This window comes from Nostoc sp. JL23 (assembly GCF_017115065.1).
Taxonomy (GTDB): domain Bacteria; phylum Cyanobacteriota; class Cyanobacteriia; order Cyanobacteriales; family Nostocaceae; genus Nostoc; species Nostoc punctiforme_A.
Window position 1 is genome coordinate 70348 of record NZ_JABXKN010000143.1, and the last position, 16873, is coordinate 87220.

Below are 16873 nucleotides of genomic sequence, written 5' to 3' on the forward strand. Positions count from 1 at the left end.
CGTTTAGATCGCAAAAGGTTCAAGTTCCGTGTTATGCCACTCTTGTTCAACCCGTTCAGTAATCAACGGTCTGATGATAAACTTGGGCGGGGTACCATCCAGAACATCAATCCGCACACATGAATAAGGCAGTCGGTTCTGGAAATTGTAGTTATGACGGCCGACAAATAGCGTTGAATCCGCAACTTTCCGAGTGGGTTTACCTGCAATCTCAGCAAAAGTTTCCATCAATTCAGTCCCTTCTCGCCGTTGATAGCGGGGACGATGACCGCTCCCACCAGAGATAATACAGTTAATATGCGAGTCTGCAAATCCGGTGTCAGTTGTGCAAAGATGCTCCAAACAGTGAGCGTGACCGTTTAAAATCAAATCGACTATGGGACGTTCTTTAATTAGAGTACCAAGAGTTTCTGCCACTTGTTCAAACACCCAGCGCAAACGGTGACGAACCGCCAAGGTTTGGGCCTGATTCCACTTGGTAGCTTCTGTGACGTAGGGAGGATGATGGAAAAAGATTATACGTCCGCGCACTTCAGAGGTGTTCCAAGATTCGATTAGTCTGCTTCGCAACCATTCAAGTTGTTCAAAGTCGATCGCAGGCATTTGATGAGATGCTAGTTGTTTTTCAATGTCGATTTTGATTTCGTCTATTTGGTCTAATTTGGCACTAAGGTCATCAAGTTGTTCTGCTTCGGTGGGTTTATCTGGGTTGAGGCGATCATATATTTTCAAAATCTGCAATTCTTCTTGATCGATCTCATGGCGACGTTTTTGCAATTCCCGACGGTAAATTTCCCCTTCTTTCGTTGCAGGTAAAGGTGAGGGTGTATTAAAGGTATTAGAATCCAGTGCAAAAAAGTCAATCCCGCCGTAACGAAAGGTGTAATAGCGATTGGGTAAACGGGTAAACTGTCCAGGTTCATAACGTAAACAGCGCCCAGTGTCAGTCTTAGCAGTGTAGTGCCGATCTAAATGACGTTCTAACTCTTGTGGAGACATCGCCTGGGTGTAGTCCATAAATGCTCGTGCATAAGCATTACCTTGATACGATCCATGCCAGCCAATCTCGATATCTTTGTAGCGGAACAGGCGACGCAGTGACGATGTTGTGCCAGTCAATAAACGGTACATCAACGGCACATCGTAGTAATCATGATTACCAAGTACTGGCAAGAACGGCAGATTAAACACCATGCGGTCATAAGGAATACCTTTCGGGTTGTCACCACCGACAAGAAATTCCCGGTAAGGCTCAATAAAGTTTGTTGAATAATATTCTTGGGAACCCACCACATAGATGACATCGCCAGTGTGCAACACAAAGCTGCAATCGTCGCGGTGAGTCAGCATCAGTTCGGCAACTTTTCGTTGGGGGTGGTGTCGAGAATGAGATTTAGTGCCGGAATCGCCGATAACCATAAAGGAAAATTCTGGATTATCTTGCCTGCGATCGTCAATAACTAGACTGGTTTGGTCAATTCCTCGTTGCACAAAACTTGGATGCATCCACCGCACCCGTTCCTTCATCTTTTGAATTTTCACAGGAATCGGTGGATCGGAAATCAATTTCATGGCTGATAACTCTTGAATGCCTAACGCACACGCCGATTGTAACGAAATATTTAATTGTCATTAGTCATTTGTCATTAGTCATTTGTGAATAACCAATGCCCAATACCCAATCCTTACGGCAAATTTTCTCGCAGTAATGCTCGAAAGCCTGCTTGTTGAAAATGCTCATCGGCAGTCAGTGCTTCAGTGATTCCGCTATATTGCATAACAATAAAAGAAACGCAATCGACAAATCCCCATTCTTTCTCTGTTCGTTCGCGATATAGCTCGAAAGCACGTTCGTAAAGTTCCTGGGAAAGGGGGACAATTTCTACTTTGGAGTCTGCTACTAGAGAATTTAATAATATGATTGCCGCCTGACGATAAGGTTGTTGGGATAAGGCATTGCCAATTTCCAACATCACCGCCTGTGTTGTCACCAAACGAGTTTCTGCTGCTTGTAACATTTTAGCCAGATGTAAGGCTCGGTCATGCAAGCGATCGCCCGGTGCAGATAAGGCAATGGCAAATGATGTATCAAGAAAGACTTCAGAATGCATGAAAAGTTTATTTACTGTACAAATATTTATCTATATTGGCAGACCAGTCAGGCGGCCCTTCGAGGTTGAGCGATCGCGCTGTTTGCAAAAATGATACCGTTTCATGTTCGCTTGGCGGTAAAATTTCAATGCTGATTCGCACGCGGGTATTGATTGGCAGTGCGATCGGTTCAGATGGATAGAACACTTTGCCATTAAACATAGCGGTGATTTTTTCTACCATTTTCCTCAAAAATTGCTTCTAGTACAGCACGGCGTAAATAAACATACCATTTCAAATGGCGCAAGAAGCTCGGAATACAATTCTTTTGACTTTTGATACCAATTTGAAAAATGATTGCGACAGATGGAAAACTGAAACACTTATCCAATGGATGTTTCACAATCCAAAATCTAAAATCTAAAATCCAAAATGGTATGACTTTTGACTTCCGCCTTGCGGCACTAGTCTATCCTAAGCTGGTTGTAGCGATACGGGTAGGGTAGACGACCCTATAAGTAGTGAAGATACGTATACTTCTTTTACAAATTATCTCGATTTTTCAAAAATTGCCTAAACCACCAACTGAATCACACCCCACTGTCCATTTGTCAACCAAGAAGAGTCAGATTTTGCTACTTTCTCAATAACTTCTGGTTTTAAACCAACTGCTACTTCTGACTTGAGGGTGCGTAAAGCTACCATTGGCATAGGTAGGTAGCAGACTATATCTGCAATGTTGGTGGTAAGATCCCAGTGGCGATCGCCTAATAATCGGCGATAATTGGCATCTCCTTTGACTATAACCAAACTCGCATTAGCTAACTCATTTTTGAGGGAGTTGGGTATTTCCCAAAAGGCTAAAGGCGATGTCCAAAAGTAATCTTCAGATAGTACTAAACGTCCTGATGCAATATTGTCTTGGAGTCTTTGGGTAAAAGATGTAAGTTGTTGATTTCCACTAGCGGCTAAAAAACTTATTGTGTAATGTACATCCTTAATCATGGCATCAGAAACAAAAGTTGGATGTGGCTTTAAGTGTAGGTAAACCCGATTAGCCAATCCGCTACTTAATAAAAAATCTACTAAACATAAATCACAAACGAGTTCAAAACCAGCATTGTCTACAACAAAATCAATCCGTCCCCCTTGAGAGTTGGTTAACAATTTCGTGACTTGAGAGGCATCATTTACTAAAATATGAGCTAGTTGAGTTTGAATATCAAAACGACTGCGATCGCTCTCGGATGCTGACCATAAACTCAAGTCAACTCGATTTCCCCACAAAGCAAAATATAACAATGCTATTAAAGCTGTTTGATTTGATTCTCCCTTCAGTTGGGAATTATTTAACCAATTGTTAACCCGATCGCACAGTAGAATAATCGAATCTAGGGATGCTTCTAAACTTTGAGACTTTTGTAACTCAAATGGATCGAGACCTTGCCAGACACCAGGGCGAAAATAATTGGTAATTTCTAGAATCAACCGAAAAAAATAAGTTTCGGCAAAAAACCAAGGAACATCTAGCCAACGCTGACCTTTGTATAATTCTAAATATGTATTCCAGGCTGAAAAATCTACAGTACTCTTATTTAAAAGAGGTTGCACATATCCTGCTGACAATTCTATAGCTAGATTTTCTAAGCTGGTATTAATTTCAGACGAGAAATTATTTTCAGCGATAACTTTGCGAGCGATCGCAGGCATTCGTTGAGTAACTGTATACTCAGTAAAAGAACCAACTTCTGACCCCAAAAGAGATGGTGGTATGGGTAATTTGGGGATGTGGGATATATTCACCACAAACTTTGATTCTCCTCATATTTTCAGTTATTCTAACGCTGTGTGCGACTTTCTTTCAAACCTAATCAACTCAAAAGCCGGATAACTCGACCAATGCAAACAAAATCGCTGGAGTGGTTCCAATACGGTTTGGTTAAGGTTTTGTGATGAAAATTCTAGATCGCAGAGACGCGATAAATCGCCGTCAAGACGAAAGACTGATTATTGTAGAGACGGCGATTTATCGCGTCTAAAGTTATAGAAAGATGCGGAAATTGATTCCAGCATTCCTAAATTGTCTATTGTGAATCATTAATGTCGCCAAATGATCTCATCTGTAACTCGACTGCGTTGACGTAACCTTGATCGTTCAAAACTTCCGCTGGTAACTTATTAGCCCTGATAGCAGCTTGAACCACATCTTTCGCAGTCAAGTATCCGGTTTGGTATTTGAATAACAAAGTGCCCCCACTGGGAATACCCTGCTCTTTTAAATAACCTTGATAAGCTAGAAAGGCAATATTAAAGGGTTGCAGATATTTAGTATCTGTAGGATTTTTACGTAAAGTATTAGAGTTGATATCTGTATTTATTTGTCCACCACCATTGTTATTATTAACTGTTTGAGCGCCAGCAATTCCAGGCATAAAAGCCATAGAAGCAATGATAAGTGCAGAATTGAGCAAAGTTGTGAATTTCATCATTTTATCCTTGGTAAAGATTAATTAGTGTTTTCAATTAATAGAGTCTTCTTTTCTAGCAATTTCAAGCTCTTATAATTAGAGATCATGTTTGTTAATTTATTACTCACAAAGTTGAGTTAGACAATTACCTAAAACTTTGAAAACTAAGCTTTTAAGAGAATTACTACAGGGTAAGAATGGAGTATTTTGGAAACAAAGCTGTAATTGATAAAATAATATAAGCTATACCTCAGAAGCCCAGAAGTAACTTAGCTCATTCAAAATTACCAAAACCCATCATATAATAGGCAATAAAAGCAGTATCAAAGGGTTTGAGATAATTGGGATCTGTGGAATAGCTAGGAGAAGTTTCAGAGTTTACGGCTGTGTTTATTGATGGGGAATTGTGATTCTTGGCTTGATGAAAGCAAGTGATTTTAGGCATAGAGTTAATCCAAGCAATAATATGTGCAGAATTTAGCGAATTTGTGAATTTCATAGAGTTATCCTCAATTAGAACAAAATGCAATTGCAATCAGTATTCTCTAGTAATAGAGTCCACCGTTTTATTAATCTCAACCTTTTAGGATCAGTTCATCTGATGGATTGATTTGTTAATTACCCAAACGGCTTAGTCAAATTCACCCAAATTGGAGAAATTGAACATTGAAAGAAGGTTTAGTCAGAGCTTCAAAGATGCAAATATATGCTAAATAAAATCCTTAGCTGACAAGTATTTCTAGAAAGTGCTTTAGCGTAGCTCACCCCAGGCATCGCTTACATATTTAGATATTTTTTGCACAAGGCTATCAACCGAAAACCAACTTTATTTTTGCTAATTAACTTTCCATATCAATATGTTAGAAAATATTTCTGATGGAAGCAAATGCTTTTAATTTTCAAATTGATAAGTAAAAGTGATTGTAATTAATATCTAGAGGTAAATCCTGTAACTCATTGCCTCTTAGTGACTTCTGAACTATTTTGGCAGCGTCACGGGTTCCATAAATTCACTACAAATAAGCTGATAGTGTAAAAATGTTATATGTATAGTTTATTTACAAAGTCATTTATGCCGAAAGCAATTTGGAATGGAGTTGTTTTAGCCGAGAGTGATAATACTGTAGTTGTCGAGGGAAACCATTATTTCCCTGTTGACACCATTAACAAGCAGTACTTTACTGAAAGTAACACCCACACTACTTGTGCTTGGAAAGGTGTTGCCAGTTACTACAGTATCGAAGTTGAGGGGCAAACCAATAAAGATGCTGCTTGGTATTATCCCAGCGCCAAGGAGAAGGCTAAGAATATTGAAGGTTATGTGGCTTTCTGGAAGGGTGTAAAAGTCGAGGCTTAAGAAAGGTTCCTGGAATTATTTTAGTTTCAGGTAATTGATATTATGTCCGACTAATTGTCCATAAAATAATTAGCCCGCACAGACGGGCTAATTATTTAAACTATTTCATTTACAAATTTATTTTAGTAAGTAATTATACCTTCGACTTGCGAAATACTACTTGCTTTCTCTTCACCAGCCAAGCCAGACTACCAGCAAGTATAGTACCAGCGATCGCACTTGGTTCGGGTACTGGTTTCGATATAATAGCACCAGGGTTCAATATCAAAGTACCAGAGTTGATAGTTATGTTGCCTGCTGATCCTGAATTATGGCTACTACCAGCACTGGGTTCGGGTACTCTTGTCACCAAAACGCTGGCACTGGCTGTAACAGTTATAGTGCCTGCTGCTTCTGAATTATTGCCACCAGCATTAATTTGCCCGTTATTATTTAAGCCAAGATTAGCAGTAGAGCTACTTAAAGTGATGCCGTTAGCAGTCCCGATGCTACTATAATCTTGGACAATCAGTGTACTAGTATTAATCTCAGTATTGTTGCTGCTAACTAAGTGACTATGATCGGTGAGCGTTACCACATCACTAGCATTAATCTCAATATTATTGCTGCTGATAGTGGTATTGATAAGTTTTAAGTTACTATCTATCTTAAAATTGTCGCCGCTAACAGTGCTATTGATAAAGGTTAGGTTACTAGAATTGTAAGCATTGAAATTACCAGCGATCGCAAGCCCAGAAAGTGTAACATTCGCGGCGTTAATGTCTAACACGGGTAAGTGATTATTGCTACTGATAGTAAGTAAGTTAGCACCTGGGCCATTAATAGTGAGATTTTTTGCGTAGGCGTAGCCCGCCGCAGGCATCGCAAGTACTCCACTCGTCAGGGTGATTGTACTAGGATTACTGCTCAATAAGAACTCTAGCACGTCATTGTTACTTGCAATGTTGATCGTGTCTCGCAATGAGCCAACACCACTATCATTGAGATTGTTAACCACCAAGTTAGCAGCTTGTGCTGATTCCACTTGCATTATCACCCAACCCAGAGCAACGACTGTGGAAATAGCTTCAGCAATAGCCTTTTTTTTATGGTTTTTTGTCACCTAAAACTCCTCGGATTAATTTTTCAAAATTTAAAAACTCTGGGATATTAGCCTTACATTTTTTAACTGAATACTAATCATCTTTAGGAATTAATTTTTGTTGGTTTTAGCCATGCAAAAACCTGCGTAACTGTTAAATTAAGTTGCAAAGTTTTAGTTGTAGCCGGGAATGTTTGCCTTGTGGCATTGGTTTCTGGTAGATACGACCATCGATAAATTCACTAGCAGGCTTGGTTTTTGGCAGTTTGAGAAACTCTGCTCAAGAGATTGATTTGTGCAGCGTGGGTGTCATAGCTGTGCAAATGCCATATTTGATTGGAATCTTAGCATTTTCTGTCTTTGGATTTTAGGAAGTGAGCCTATTCTCCTTGATGTTGCTTACCTGAAAATAGCTGTAAGCTGTGGTTAAGACTTGTATTGATAAATTTTGCTTAAGTTGTAGTAACGATCGCATAAGCTTTGTCACAAATAGATAAGCATTTTGAACGAAACAACTTGTGTTGTTAACAAACGGACAAGTTTTTGTTGCTAACGGATAAGCATTCGTAACAAAATAACTTGTGTTGATAACGAATTACAAGCTGTGGTAAAGACAACAACTTTATTCCTAACAACAGCTTCTGCATTGGTAACAAATGAACAAGCTATCGTTACCAGTCCCTCTCCGACGGGCGAGAGGGATAGTTTTGCGTAGTAAAACCAAGGAGAAGTTTCAATATTGACGCTAATTAGGCAGTTACTAAATAGCCGTCGGATTCACGTTACGTTAAAAAATTGACCATAATCAAAGCTAACCATATTGACAACGGCTAGATATTCATCAGAGTATTTAATTAATTTAACGGTTATCAAAGTAGTTTTTACTAATAAAGTTAAATCCGTTGACTAGCTAGCATTGAAAGACCGCTATCAATACAACTCATAATTGTAAGCCTTTGTGATTAAATTTCCTAATTACGAATTACAAACGGGACGCAGGTTTGAAAGCAAAAATTTTTTGTGAGTCCGTGCAGGCAATTAGTGTTTGTCTAGCTGCAAATTCCATTTTTTACCAAGGCTCACGAATACTCAATCACTACAAACACAGGAGAAAATCATGGTTAATTCATCATTGAATCTCTCTGACCTCAACGGCATTAACGGCTTCACTATTAACGGCATATCGAGCTTTGACTTTTCAGGCTGGTCTGTCAGCAGTGCCGGAGATATTAACGGTGACGGTCTTGACGACCTGATTATCGGGGCATGGCAGGCCGACCCCAAGAGCATATTGTCAGGGCAAAGCTACGTAGTATTTGGCAAGAACACAGGCTTTAACCCCACTCTCAATCTCTCAAACCTCAACGGCGCTAACGGCTTCGCTATCAACGGCATCAATGCTGGTGACAACTTAGGCAGGTCTGTCAGCAGTGCCGGAGATATTAACGGTGACGGTTTTGACGACCTGATTATTGGGGCATCAAATGCCGACCCCAACGGCAATTATTCCGGGCAGAGCTATGTGGTATTTGGCAAGAGCACAGGCTTTAACCCCACTCTCAATGTTTCAGACCTCAACGGTGCTAACGGCTTTGCAATCAACGGCATCAATGCTGGTGACAACTCAGCCAGGTCTATCAGCAGTGCCGGAGACATTAACGGTGACGGTCTTGACGACCTGATTATTGGGGCACCTTATGCCGACGCCAACGGCAATTATTCCGGGCAAAGCTACGTGGTATTTGGCAGGAGCACAGGCTTTAGCCCCACTCTCAACCTCTCTGACCTTAACGGTGCTAACGGCTTTGCGATCAACGGCATCGCGGGGAGTGACGATTCAGGCAGGTCTGTCAGTAGTGCTGGAGATGTTAACGACGACGGTATCGCTGACCTGATTATCGGCGCACCTTATGCTGACCCCAACGGCGAGAGGCCAGGGCAGAGCTACGTGGTATTTGGCAAGAGGACAGGCTTTAGCCCCACTTTCAATCTCTCTGACCTCAACGGTGCTAACGGCTTTGCAATCAACGGCATCGCGACGTATAACAACTTAGGCTATTTTGCCAGCAGTGGCTATTCTGTCAGCAGTGCCGGAGATGTTAACGACGACGGTATCGCTGACCTGATTATCGGCGCACCTTATGCCGACCCCAACGACATATTATCAGGGCAGAGCTACGTGGTATTTGGCAAAAGCACAGGCTTTAGCCCCACTCTCAATCTTTCTGACCTCAACGGCGCTAACGGCTTTGCGATCAACGGCATCGCGACGTTTGACTTTTCAGGCTATTCTGTCAGCAGTGCTGGAGATGTTAACGACGACGGTATCGCTGACCTGATTATCGGGGCATGGCAGTCCGACCCCAATGGCGATAGTTCAGGGCAGAGCTACGTGGTATTTGGCAAGAGCACAGACTTTAGCCCCACTCTCGACCTTTCTAGCCTCGACAGCACTAACGGCTTCGTTATCAACGGTATCGCAGAAGGTGACAACTCAGGCAGGTCTATCAGTAGTGGCGGAGACATCAATGGTGACGGCATCGCTGACCTGATTATCGGGGCACCTTATGCAGACTCCAATGGCGAAAGCTCAGGGCAAAGCTACGTGGTATTTGGGGGGAAGAATATCGGCACCACAGAGTTGTCGGGAACTGCTGGTAGAGATACTCTTTTTGGCACAATTGGCAACAACATCATCGACGGCACAGCTGGTAACGATACTCTAACAGGCAATGGTGGTGAAGATAAGTTTATTATTCGCTCTGAGGATGGCAATGACATTATCACCGATTTTGCTGGTATAGGTAAAGGCTCAAGCTCTTTGCCAGAGCTAATTGTCAATGTTGATACACTGCAATTTATCGGTTCAGGATTGACTGCCCAAAATCTGCAACTAACTCAAAATGGCAACAACTTAGAAGTCACCTTTGAAAATGTGGCTAACACCAAAGTCACTTTGCAAAACTTCCTCTTAGAAAATCTGGATAATCTGCCAGCAAGTTCTTCCATATCTGCACTCGGCAATGTTCTATTTAATGAGCAAACTAGAATCACCGACAGCTTTGATGTAATTAATGCCAACTCGACTCAAACCAGCATTTGGAACAAAAACACTGTCACCTTTCTGAATGACTTAAATAATAACATCGCCGGTTTTGACAACTCCAATGATGTGATTAATGGTCAAGGGGGTAATGACATCATTAATGGTAATAGTGACAATGACTTGCTGCGGGGCGGGTCAGGCGATGATATTCTCATCGGTGGAGAAGGTAATGATACTCTTGTGGGTGGTGTAAACAATGATATTCTCGTTGGTGGCGCGGGTGCTGACACATTCCTTTACAACACCGATGTTGCTTTTGTTCGGACTGATATTGGTCAAGACGCGATCGCTGACTTCAACAGTTCCGAAGGTGACAAGATTGTACTGAAATTGACTACCTTTAGTGCTATCACCTCTGTTGCGGGAACAGGTTTTAGTAACAACAGTAATTTTAAAATCACGAATTCACCAGAGACTAGCACAGCGAAAATTGTCTACAACGCTGTGAGTGGACAATTATTCTACAACCAAAATGGCGATGTGGCAGGTTTTGGTAGCGGTGGTTTATTTGCGACTCTAACTGGTGCACCAACTCTTACGACATCAGATTTTGTGTTGCAAGCATAGTTCGTCTAAAACACCGAGTTCCAAGCTGGTAAATTAGGAATTAGTAATTGTCAATTTTTAATTAGAAGCTGCCTGTTCTGCAACCGAATGAATTATTTCCTCCAAGGTTTGCAATAACTCTTGCTCGTTATAAGGTTTAGAAAAGTAAGCCCGTGCCCCCAATTGCATAGCTAGTTGCCGATGTTTATTGCTGCTACGAGAAGTCAGCATCGCAACTGGAATATTTTTTGTATCCACGTCTGAATTTACCTTACCTAAAAAGCCATAACCATCAAGGCGAGGCATTTCAATATCACAAATTACTGCCTCAACTTTCAATCCACTATGGAGTTTATCTAAGGCATCTTGGCCATCTTTAGCTTGCTCTACTTGATACCCTCCTTTTTCAAGGGTCAGGGCTAAAAAGCGGCGAACATTAATCGAATCATCTACGATTAAAATTGTGCCTTTCTGCTTAATAGATGCTGCCGACATTTTCTCTTCATCAAATATCAGGAACGGTGTTTTTAACCTTGCTGATGGTAATTGAGTTCCTCTGGGTGTCTTTTTATTTGTAGCAATCCAATACAGCAACTCATTAACATTAACTAGTGGCACTACTCGACCATCACCGAGAATTGTGCAGTTGCTAAAGCCTTCAGGTAAAGGTATATTTCCCTCGACTTGGCGAATCGCAACTTCTTGTTCACCCCAGCAACGATCTATTTGGATGGCTACTGGCTGATTATTACCTTTGACTACTAACACGCTGTTAGTACTAATGGCTGCCGGAATTTCCAACTCTGCGCTATCGTAGCGTAGGCAATTAAACTCTAAATAACGAATTAGGCGAATCAGTGGCAGCATGGTTCCTTGCCAATTTAAAACTTCGCTACCAGCCATTTCAAAAACTCGATCGTCTTGAAGCAAAGATATTTCTGAAATGACATCTGTGGGAAATGCTAATAGAATTTTGTTGATTTCTACCAGTAGAACTCGCGCAACCGAAAGTGTAAAGGGCACTGATAAGGTGAAAGTAGTACCAACTCCTGGTTCCGTATCAACTTTCACATCTCCTCGAATTAATTTGAGGTTGTTGCGAACCACATCCATACCGACACCGCGACCAGATAATGCTGTGACTTGTTCGGAGGTAGTAAACCCTGGTTCAAAAATTAGTGATAATAGTTCTTCGTCACTAGCATTAGCAAGTAAAGAAGCATCTAATCCCATAGCTAGGGCGCGGGTGCGAATTTTCTCTAGAGAAATGCCCCAACCATCATCACGGATAGTAATGAGAGTGCGATTACTGCGGTGAGTCGCTGTAATTTCAATTAATCCTTGTTCTGGTTTACCCAAAAGGCGACGCGTGGCAGAGTCTTCGATACCATGATCGAAAGCGTTCCTTAATAGGTGCATTAAAGGTTCGTTTAAAGCTTCTAAAATGCTGCGTTCAATTAAGGTGTTGCCACCTTCGATTTTTAACTGGACATTTTTGCCATACTCGACATTTAAATCGCGTAAAGCTCTCGGAAAACGTTCGATTAAATCGGACAGCGGCCGCATTCGGATGTGATTTAGCTTTGTTTGTAATTGTTTCGATGTTTTGTTTAGTTTACGAGCAATATTGTCTGTATCATCTACACTGAGTTGCACATCTGTTGTGACTTCCTGTACCTGAACAATGGTTTCCATAACTTCCTGCGATCGCAGGTTTAATTCGTTATAGCGATCCATTTCTAAGGCATCAAATTCTGTGTTTGTACCTTCTACTTGGTGGACATTTTCGGCTTGTAGCTGTGAAGTAGCTTGAGTGGAAATTTTGTCGGAGACTATACGTAATTCCTGGTTTTCGCGGTCGAGAGTTTGGACTCGCTGGTTGAGGTTACGAACGAGTTTGCGTAATCTTTCAAGTTGTGAGTTTAAGCCATTTCGCTGAACAATCAGTTCGCCAAATAAATCATTAATTTGCTCTAGCTGTTTGCTAGGGACTCGGACGCTATTTTCATGTATTTCCCGTTCTTTACTAACGGCAACTGGCTCTTCTTTGCCTTCGCTAAATTTGGCATCGGAAGGATTATCTTCTTTAGCAAATATTGTATTGTGTTCAGTTACATTGACAGAATTTACATCGTCAGCAAATTCTGCATCTACAAATGTAAAATTGGCTGCGATTGCTTCATCTTTAACCCAAGTTTCTGGAGTGATTTCTGCTTGCCAAACCGCTGCTGACACTACTTCTGTGTCGATGACATCTGTAGGGAAAAGTTGTGGTATTACTTCTGCTGGCAATAGTGGCAGGGATTGCGAACTACCCAAATCAATTTCTGTAGGCAAGTTATCTAATTGATTTGTCAGCACCAAAGCTTGCGATCGCCGCCATGCTTGCAATGCTAACTGAGCAATTTCGGGAATGCGTTCCCCGGAGGGGTTGTCGAAGACATCGCTACTAACAGTTTCCAAATGCTGCGTTACCGACTCACAAAGCTTGCTAAAAGCTGGCAACTGGAGCATTTCTCCCAAACCGCCTAACTCGGCTGCCATAATCGCAATTTCTTCATGCAATCCGGCTTGTTCGCTATCTGCCAATATAGATTCTAGACGCTGCAAACACTCTTCTACTTCTGTGGCAAATAGCAAGGGGATAACGTCTTGCCCGTCCTCTGGAGATAGCATGGTTGAGGCATCTTCTGGGGTAGGGTCGCCCAAGCGATCGTGCAACTCATCGAAGATGGGATAACAAAAAGTTGCTAACCACTGATCTTCGACAACATTCCCTTCTGCAAGCAATTCGACAATTTGACGCAGCCAGTCAACTCCAGATAGCAATAAACTTTGCAACTGAGTATCAATTTCTAAAGAATTTTTTTTAGTTTTTAAAACTTTAAAGGAATCTTCCAGACGGTGAGATAAATCACTTAGCGATTTAAATCCCATCATCCCCGCACCACCTTTAATAGAATGAGTGGCCCGGAGTGCAGCATTGATTTTATCCAAATCGATACGGTTACTAGTATCAATTTCTAGCAATACCCCTTCTAAGGTATTTAAGTAATCCGTTGCTTCTTCCAGAAACTGCATCTGGATTTCTAATTCTTTGTCTTGTAGCATGGTTTTTGTCCTTAGTCATTGGTCATTGGTGAGCCAGTGCGGTCTTCTCCCAAGGGGAGACGCCAAAGGCGATGGGGGTTTCCCCCATGAGCAACTGGCGTTAGCGCAGCGTTAGCGAGGCACGAGCGTCACCCGAAGGGTCATTGGTCATTAGTCATTGGTCATTGGTCATTGGTCATTAGTAAAAGGACAAAGGACAAATGACAACAGACAAATAACAAAAGTCATTCGTCATTCATCACTAGCAAATCGCAAAGGACAAAGGACAAATGACAAACTTAACTAACTTTGAAAGCCTCGACAGTCTCTTGCAACTGCTGGGAAATATCCACAGTTTGTTGCAGAGATTCAGAAACTTGGCGAGAAGAATCGCTGCTACGTTGTGATATAGCAGCGATATCTTTCATTAATTGGCTAACACTTTGTGATGTTTCAACCTGAGATGCTGTTGCAGTGGAAATCGACTGCACTAAGGAGTCAATTTGAGAAGATACATCTAAAATTTCACTCAGACTTTGTTTAGCTTCCTCCACAATTCGAGTACCTTCTACCACTTGGGTAGTGCCTATTTCCATTGCTTGCACTACTTCACTGGTTTCTCGTTGGATATTTTCAACAATTTGTTCGATTTCTTGGGTTGCGGCGGCACTCCTAACTGCTAGTTCGCCGACTTCTTCAGCCACTACGGCAAAACCTTGACCTTCCTCACCCGCACGCGCTGCTTCAATACCGGCGTTGATAGCTAGTAAGTTAGTTTGAATCGCGATTTGGTTAATCAAGGAAACCACGCGAGAAATTTGTTGCGAAGACTCTCCCAAACGTTTCACTTTCTTAGCAGTTTCACCCACAGTTTCTCGCAAAGAGAGGATATTTTGTACTGTTAAATCCATCGCGTGTCCGCTTTTGGTAGCAGTGTGAGCAGCATGGTTGGCAATGAAGGCAGCTTTTTCAGCACTTTCGGCTACAGCTTTCATGGATTGGGTCATTTGGTCAACAGCATCAAGGGTGCGGTTGATTTCGGCAGCCTGGGTTAGCGCTTCCTCTGCTAGGTGGCGGATGGCTCCTTCGTTAGAGCCAATGGCACTATTTACATGGATGGCAGCTTGTTTAACTTGGGTAACAATATCCCGGAGGCTTTCTACAATGGAGTTGAAGAAGTCGGCAACAGTACCGATTTCCCCAGCAGTTACGTCTGCACGCACTGTCAAATCGCCTCTGGCTGCACCTTCTACGTCGTTGAGTAGTTGTAAAAGTTGTTGTTGCAGTGTTTCGTCTGAAGCACTTACAGTTACATTTCTAACTTTTTCTATCTCTTCTAATAATTTGGCTTGTTCTAAGGCATAGCCGACTTGAATTGCTATTTGTTGAAACAAGTCAATTTCCGGCTGTTGCCAAACACGAGGAGTTTCGCAATGATGAGCAATTAATAAGCCTAAAAGTTTTTCTTGGGCAAGAATTGGTACGATTAAATGACCTTTGACAGCAAATTTTTCCAACAGTTGGATGTAGCCGTCAGCATTTTTTAGGCTTTGGTCTTGATGAATATTGGCAACCGCTTGTACCTCTCCATCGAGATAAGTTTCTAAATAATGTTCTCGAAAATAGGGGTCATCAATTTGCACTCCCAGCATTTCCGGCCAATTACCAGTTACTAATTCCGCAACGACAACGCCAGCCAAAGTATCTGGATTCAGACTATAAATGATTACCCGGTCTGTTTTGAGGATTCGCTGAACTTCTTTGACTGCTGCGTGATAAATATTTTCAGTTTTGAGAATTTTCCGAATCCGTAGGGTAATATCTGCTAGTAATTTTGCCCCTTCAACGTCTACTTCCTGTTGCTGTTCTTTAACTAAGACCTGCAATTGTTCTGCCATTAGGTTGATATTTGCACTCAATACCCCTAATTCGTCTTCTCTTTCAATTTCCAGACGGGTATTAAATTTACCTTGACCTAGTTTTGCTAATGCCGCAGTTGCATTGAGAATTGGCAGTGTAGTCAGTTTAGCTAACCGAGATGCGATCGCACCCACAATTAATGCTGTCGCTGCTGTACCGATGGCTATAGTCCACAACAATTGTCTTTGCGGTTCAAATACAGTTGTAGTGTCTGTAGCTAAAAGTACCTGCCAGTTTAAATCAGGTAAACCATCTATCGTACTAGCTGGTACATAGCTAACTAGTTCTTGTTTTTTGTCAGTTTTGGGAACTTCTATAAAACTATCTACCTTTTTGGCTGCTAGCAGTTTGGGTAAATTAGAATACTCTTCCTTAGCCTCCTTCCCCAATAATTCCTTTTGGGGACTCAAGAAAACCGTTCCTGAAGCATCGAGCAAATAGTATTGTTGTCCGTTGGCTGCGTAGTTTTTGGTAACTTCCTCTAAAGATTTTACGGGCATACGTGCTTGTACCACGCCAATAGTTTGACCCGTTCTTGTCTCTTTCACAGGTGCGGCTAGATAAATACTCAGGACACCAGTATTTTTTACTGCTTCCGGTTTGCTGATGACAGGAGTCTCTTTTTGTAAAGCGTCTTGAAAAAAGGTACGGTCTTTTTGATTTTCCAGGGGTTCGCCTGTAGACTTGACAATCAAGTTACCTTGGCGATCGAAAACAGCAATGCTGTCATAAGCTTTGTAGGCTTCGACAACCCGATCTAAAACTGCTTGCTTTTCCTGAGTACTAATACTAGCTTGAGAATTTGTCAAAAATAGCAAGTTTGATATTACCTGAATATCACCGTAGCGTTCCAGCATAAAGCGGTTAACTTTATCACTTAAGCCAGTGGCTTCGGCTTGTTGAGATTGGGTAATTTGCTTAGTAATGGATTTGTTGGCAAAACCAAAAGCGATCGCACCGATGCCCAAAATTGGTATTGTGCCCATTGCGATCGCTAAAATAGTCGCTTTCTTAACTAATCCCAGCCTTGTAAAATAGGCAATCCCCTGATTCCAAGAAGAACTATTAGCACTTTCAGTAGTCAGCTTATTTGGTAGCTTTACTACAGTTCCCATAGCTTTTTGAGATGAAATCAGTGATGCTCGATTTTGAGCGCTATTACCTTGATTCGTGTTGGTTTTATTAAACATAAAATTAATTCTCCTAAGTATGTG

11 protein-coding genes and 1 pseudogene are annotated in these 16873 nt (G+C 41.7%); 2 read left to right on the forward strand and 10 right to left on the reverse strand.

Translation table 11 applies throughout. The features are described from left to right. Nucleotides 1–3: 3 nt before the first annotated feature. The 6 genes from HWQ42_RS30485 to HWQ42_RS30510 form a co-directional block, all read right to left on the reverse strand. On the reverse strand, nucleotides 4–1572 hold the full coding sequence (locus tag HWQ42_RS30485; RefSeq protein WP_292818604.1) for a metallophosphoesterase: 1569 nt from the start codon (nucleotides 1570–1572) through the stop codon (nucleotides 4–6). 113 nt (nucleotides 1573–1685) lie between these two features. After that, complete coding sequence (locus tag HWQ42_RS30490; RefSeq protein WP_292818607.1) at nucleotides 1686–2111, reverse strand: type II toxin-antitoxin system VapC family toxin; 426 nt, start codon at nucleotides 2109–2111, stop codon at nucleotides 1686–1688. Nucleotides 2112–2118: 7 nt separating this feature from the next. Next, nucleotides 2119–2334: a hypothetical protein gene (locus HWQ42_RS30495; protein ID WP_292729074.1), complete on the reverse strand. Its 216-nt coding sequence runs from the start codon at nucleotides 2332–2334 to the stop codon at nucleotides 2119–2121. Nucleotides 2335–2664: 330 nt separating this feature from the next. Continuing rightward, nucleotides 2665–3897 carry a damage-control phosphatase ARMT1 family protein gene (locus HWQ42_RS30500; RefSeq protein ID WP_292818610.1) on the reverse strand — a complete coding sequence of 411 codons (1233 nt, stop codon included), beginning with the start codon at nucleotides 3895–3897 and terminating at the stop codon, nucleotides 2665–2667. A 278-nt stretch (nucleotides 3898–4175) separates the two neighbouring features. Beyond that, entirely contained in the window at nucleotides 4176–4580 is a 405-nt protein-coding gene (locus HWQ42_RS30505) for a hypothetical protein (RefSeq protein ID WP_292818613.1), read from the reverse strand. Nucleotides 4581–4833: 253 nt separating this feature from the next. Then, complete coding sequence (locus tag HWQ42_RS30510) at nucleotides 4834–5058, reverse strand: hypothetical protein (RefSeq protein ID WP_292818616.1); 225 nt, start codon at nucleotides 5056–5058, stop codon at nucleotides 4834–4836. A gap of 573 nt (nucleotides 5059–5631) precedes the next feature. On the opposite strand from HWQ42_RS30510, the gene HWQ42_RS30515 reads away from it, so the two are divergent. After that, nucleotides 5632–5916 carry a DUF427 domain-containing protein gene (locus HWQ42_RS30515; RefSeq protein WP_292729064.1) on the forward strand — a complete coding sequence of 95 codons (285 nt, stop codon included), beginning with the start codon at nucleotides 5632–5634 and terminating at the stop codon, nucleotides 5914–5916. Nucleotides 5917–6049: 133 nt separating this feature from the next. Here the strand turns inward: HWQ42_RS30515 and HWQ42_RS30520 are convergent, their stop codons facing one another. Further along, the gene (locus HWQ42_RS30520) at nucleotides 6050–7018 is read right to left on the reverse strand and encodes a PEP-CTERM sorting domain-containing protein (protein WP_292818618.1); all 969 of its coding nucleotides are present in this window, start codon (nucleotides 7016–7018) and stop codon (nucleotides 6050–6052) included. 136 nt (nucleotides 7019–7154) lie between these two features. After that, nucleotides 7155–7262: pseudogene (locus HWQ42_RS30525) on the reverse strand (Uma2 family endonuclease); the annotation flags it as partial. 852 nt (nucleotides 7263–8114) lie between these two features. On the opposite strand from HWQ42_RS30525, the gene HWQ42_RS30530 reads away from it, so the two are divergent. Next, nucleotides 8115–10670, forward strand: coding sequence for a hypothetical protein (locus tag HWQ42_RS30530; RefSeq protein WP_292818620.1), 2556 nt, complete (start codon nucleotides 8115–8117; stop codon nucleotides 10668–10670). A gap of 57 nt (nucleotides 10671–10727) precedes the next feature. Here HWQ42_RS30530 and HWQ42_RS30535 read toward each other — a convergent pair whose 3' ends face one another. Both HWQ42_RS30535 and HWQ42_RS30540 read right to left on the reverse strand, forming a co-directional pair. After that, entirely contained in the window at nucleotides 10728–13760 is a 3033-nt protein-coding gene (locus HWQ42_RS30535) for a hybrid sensor histidine kinase/response regulator (RefSeq protein WP_292818623.1), read from the reverse strand. Nucleotides 13761–14038: 278 nt separating this feature from the next. After that, nucleotides 14039–16849: a methyl-accepting chemotaxis protein gene (locus tag HWQ42_RS30540; protein WP_292818626.1), complete on the reverse strand. Its 2811-nt coding sequence runs from the start codon at nucleotides 16847–16849 to the stop codon at nucleotides 14039–14041. Nucleotides 16850–16873 lie beyond the last annotated feature (24 nt).

Bases quoted from the DNA above. Each gene is read 5' to 3' on its own strand.
- HWQ42_RS30540 (WP_292818626.1), bottom strand. From the start codon at position 16,849: ATGTTTAATAAAACCAACACGAATCAAGGTAATAGCGCTCAAAATCGA.
- HWQ42_RS30535 (WP_292818623.1), bottom strand. From the start codon at position 13,760: ATGCTACAAGACAAAGAATTAGAAATCCAGATGCAGTTTCTGGAAGAA.
- HWQ42_RS30490 (WP_292818607.1), bottom strand. From the start codon at position 2,111: ATGCATTCTGAAGTCTTTCTTGATACATCATTTGCCATTGCCTTATCT.
- HWQ42_RS30515 (WP_292729064.1), top strand. From the start codon at position 5,632: ATGCCGAAAGCAATTTGGAATGGAGTTGTTTTAGCCGAGAGTGATAAT.
- HWQ42_RS30530 (WP_292818620.1), top strand. From the start codon at position 8,115: ATGGTTAATTCATCATTGAATCTCTCTGACCTCAACGGCATTAACGGC.
- HWQ42_RS30485 (WP_292818604.1), bottom strand. From the start codon at position 1,572: ATGAAATTGATTTCCGATCCACCGATTCCTGTGAAAATTCAAAAGATG.
- HWQ42_RS30505 (WP_292818613.1), bottom strand. From the start codon at position 4,580: ATGATGAAATTCACAACTTTGCTCAATTCTGCACTTATCATTGCTTCT.
- HWQ42_RS30495 (WP_292729074.1), bottom strand. From the start codon at position 2,334: ATGGTAGAAAAAATCACCGCTATGTTTAATGGCAAAGTGTTCTATCCA.
- HWQ42_RS30510 (WP_292818616.1), bottom strand. From the start codon at position 5,058: ATGAAATTCACAAATTCGCTAAATTCTGCACATATTATTGCTTGGATT.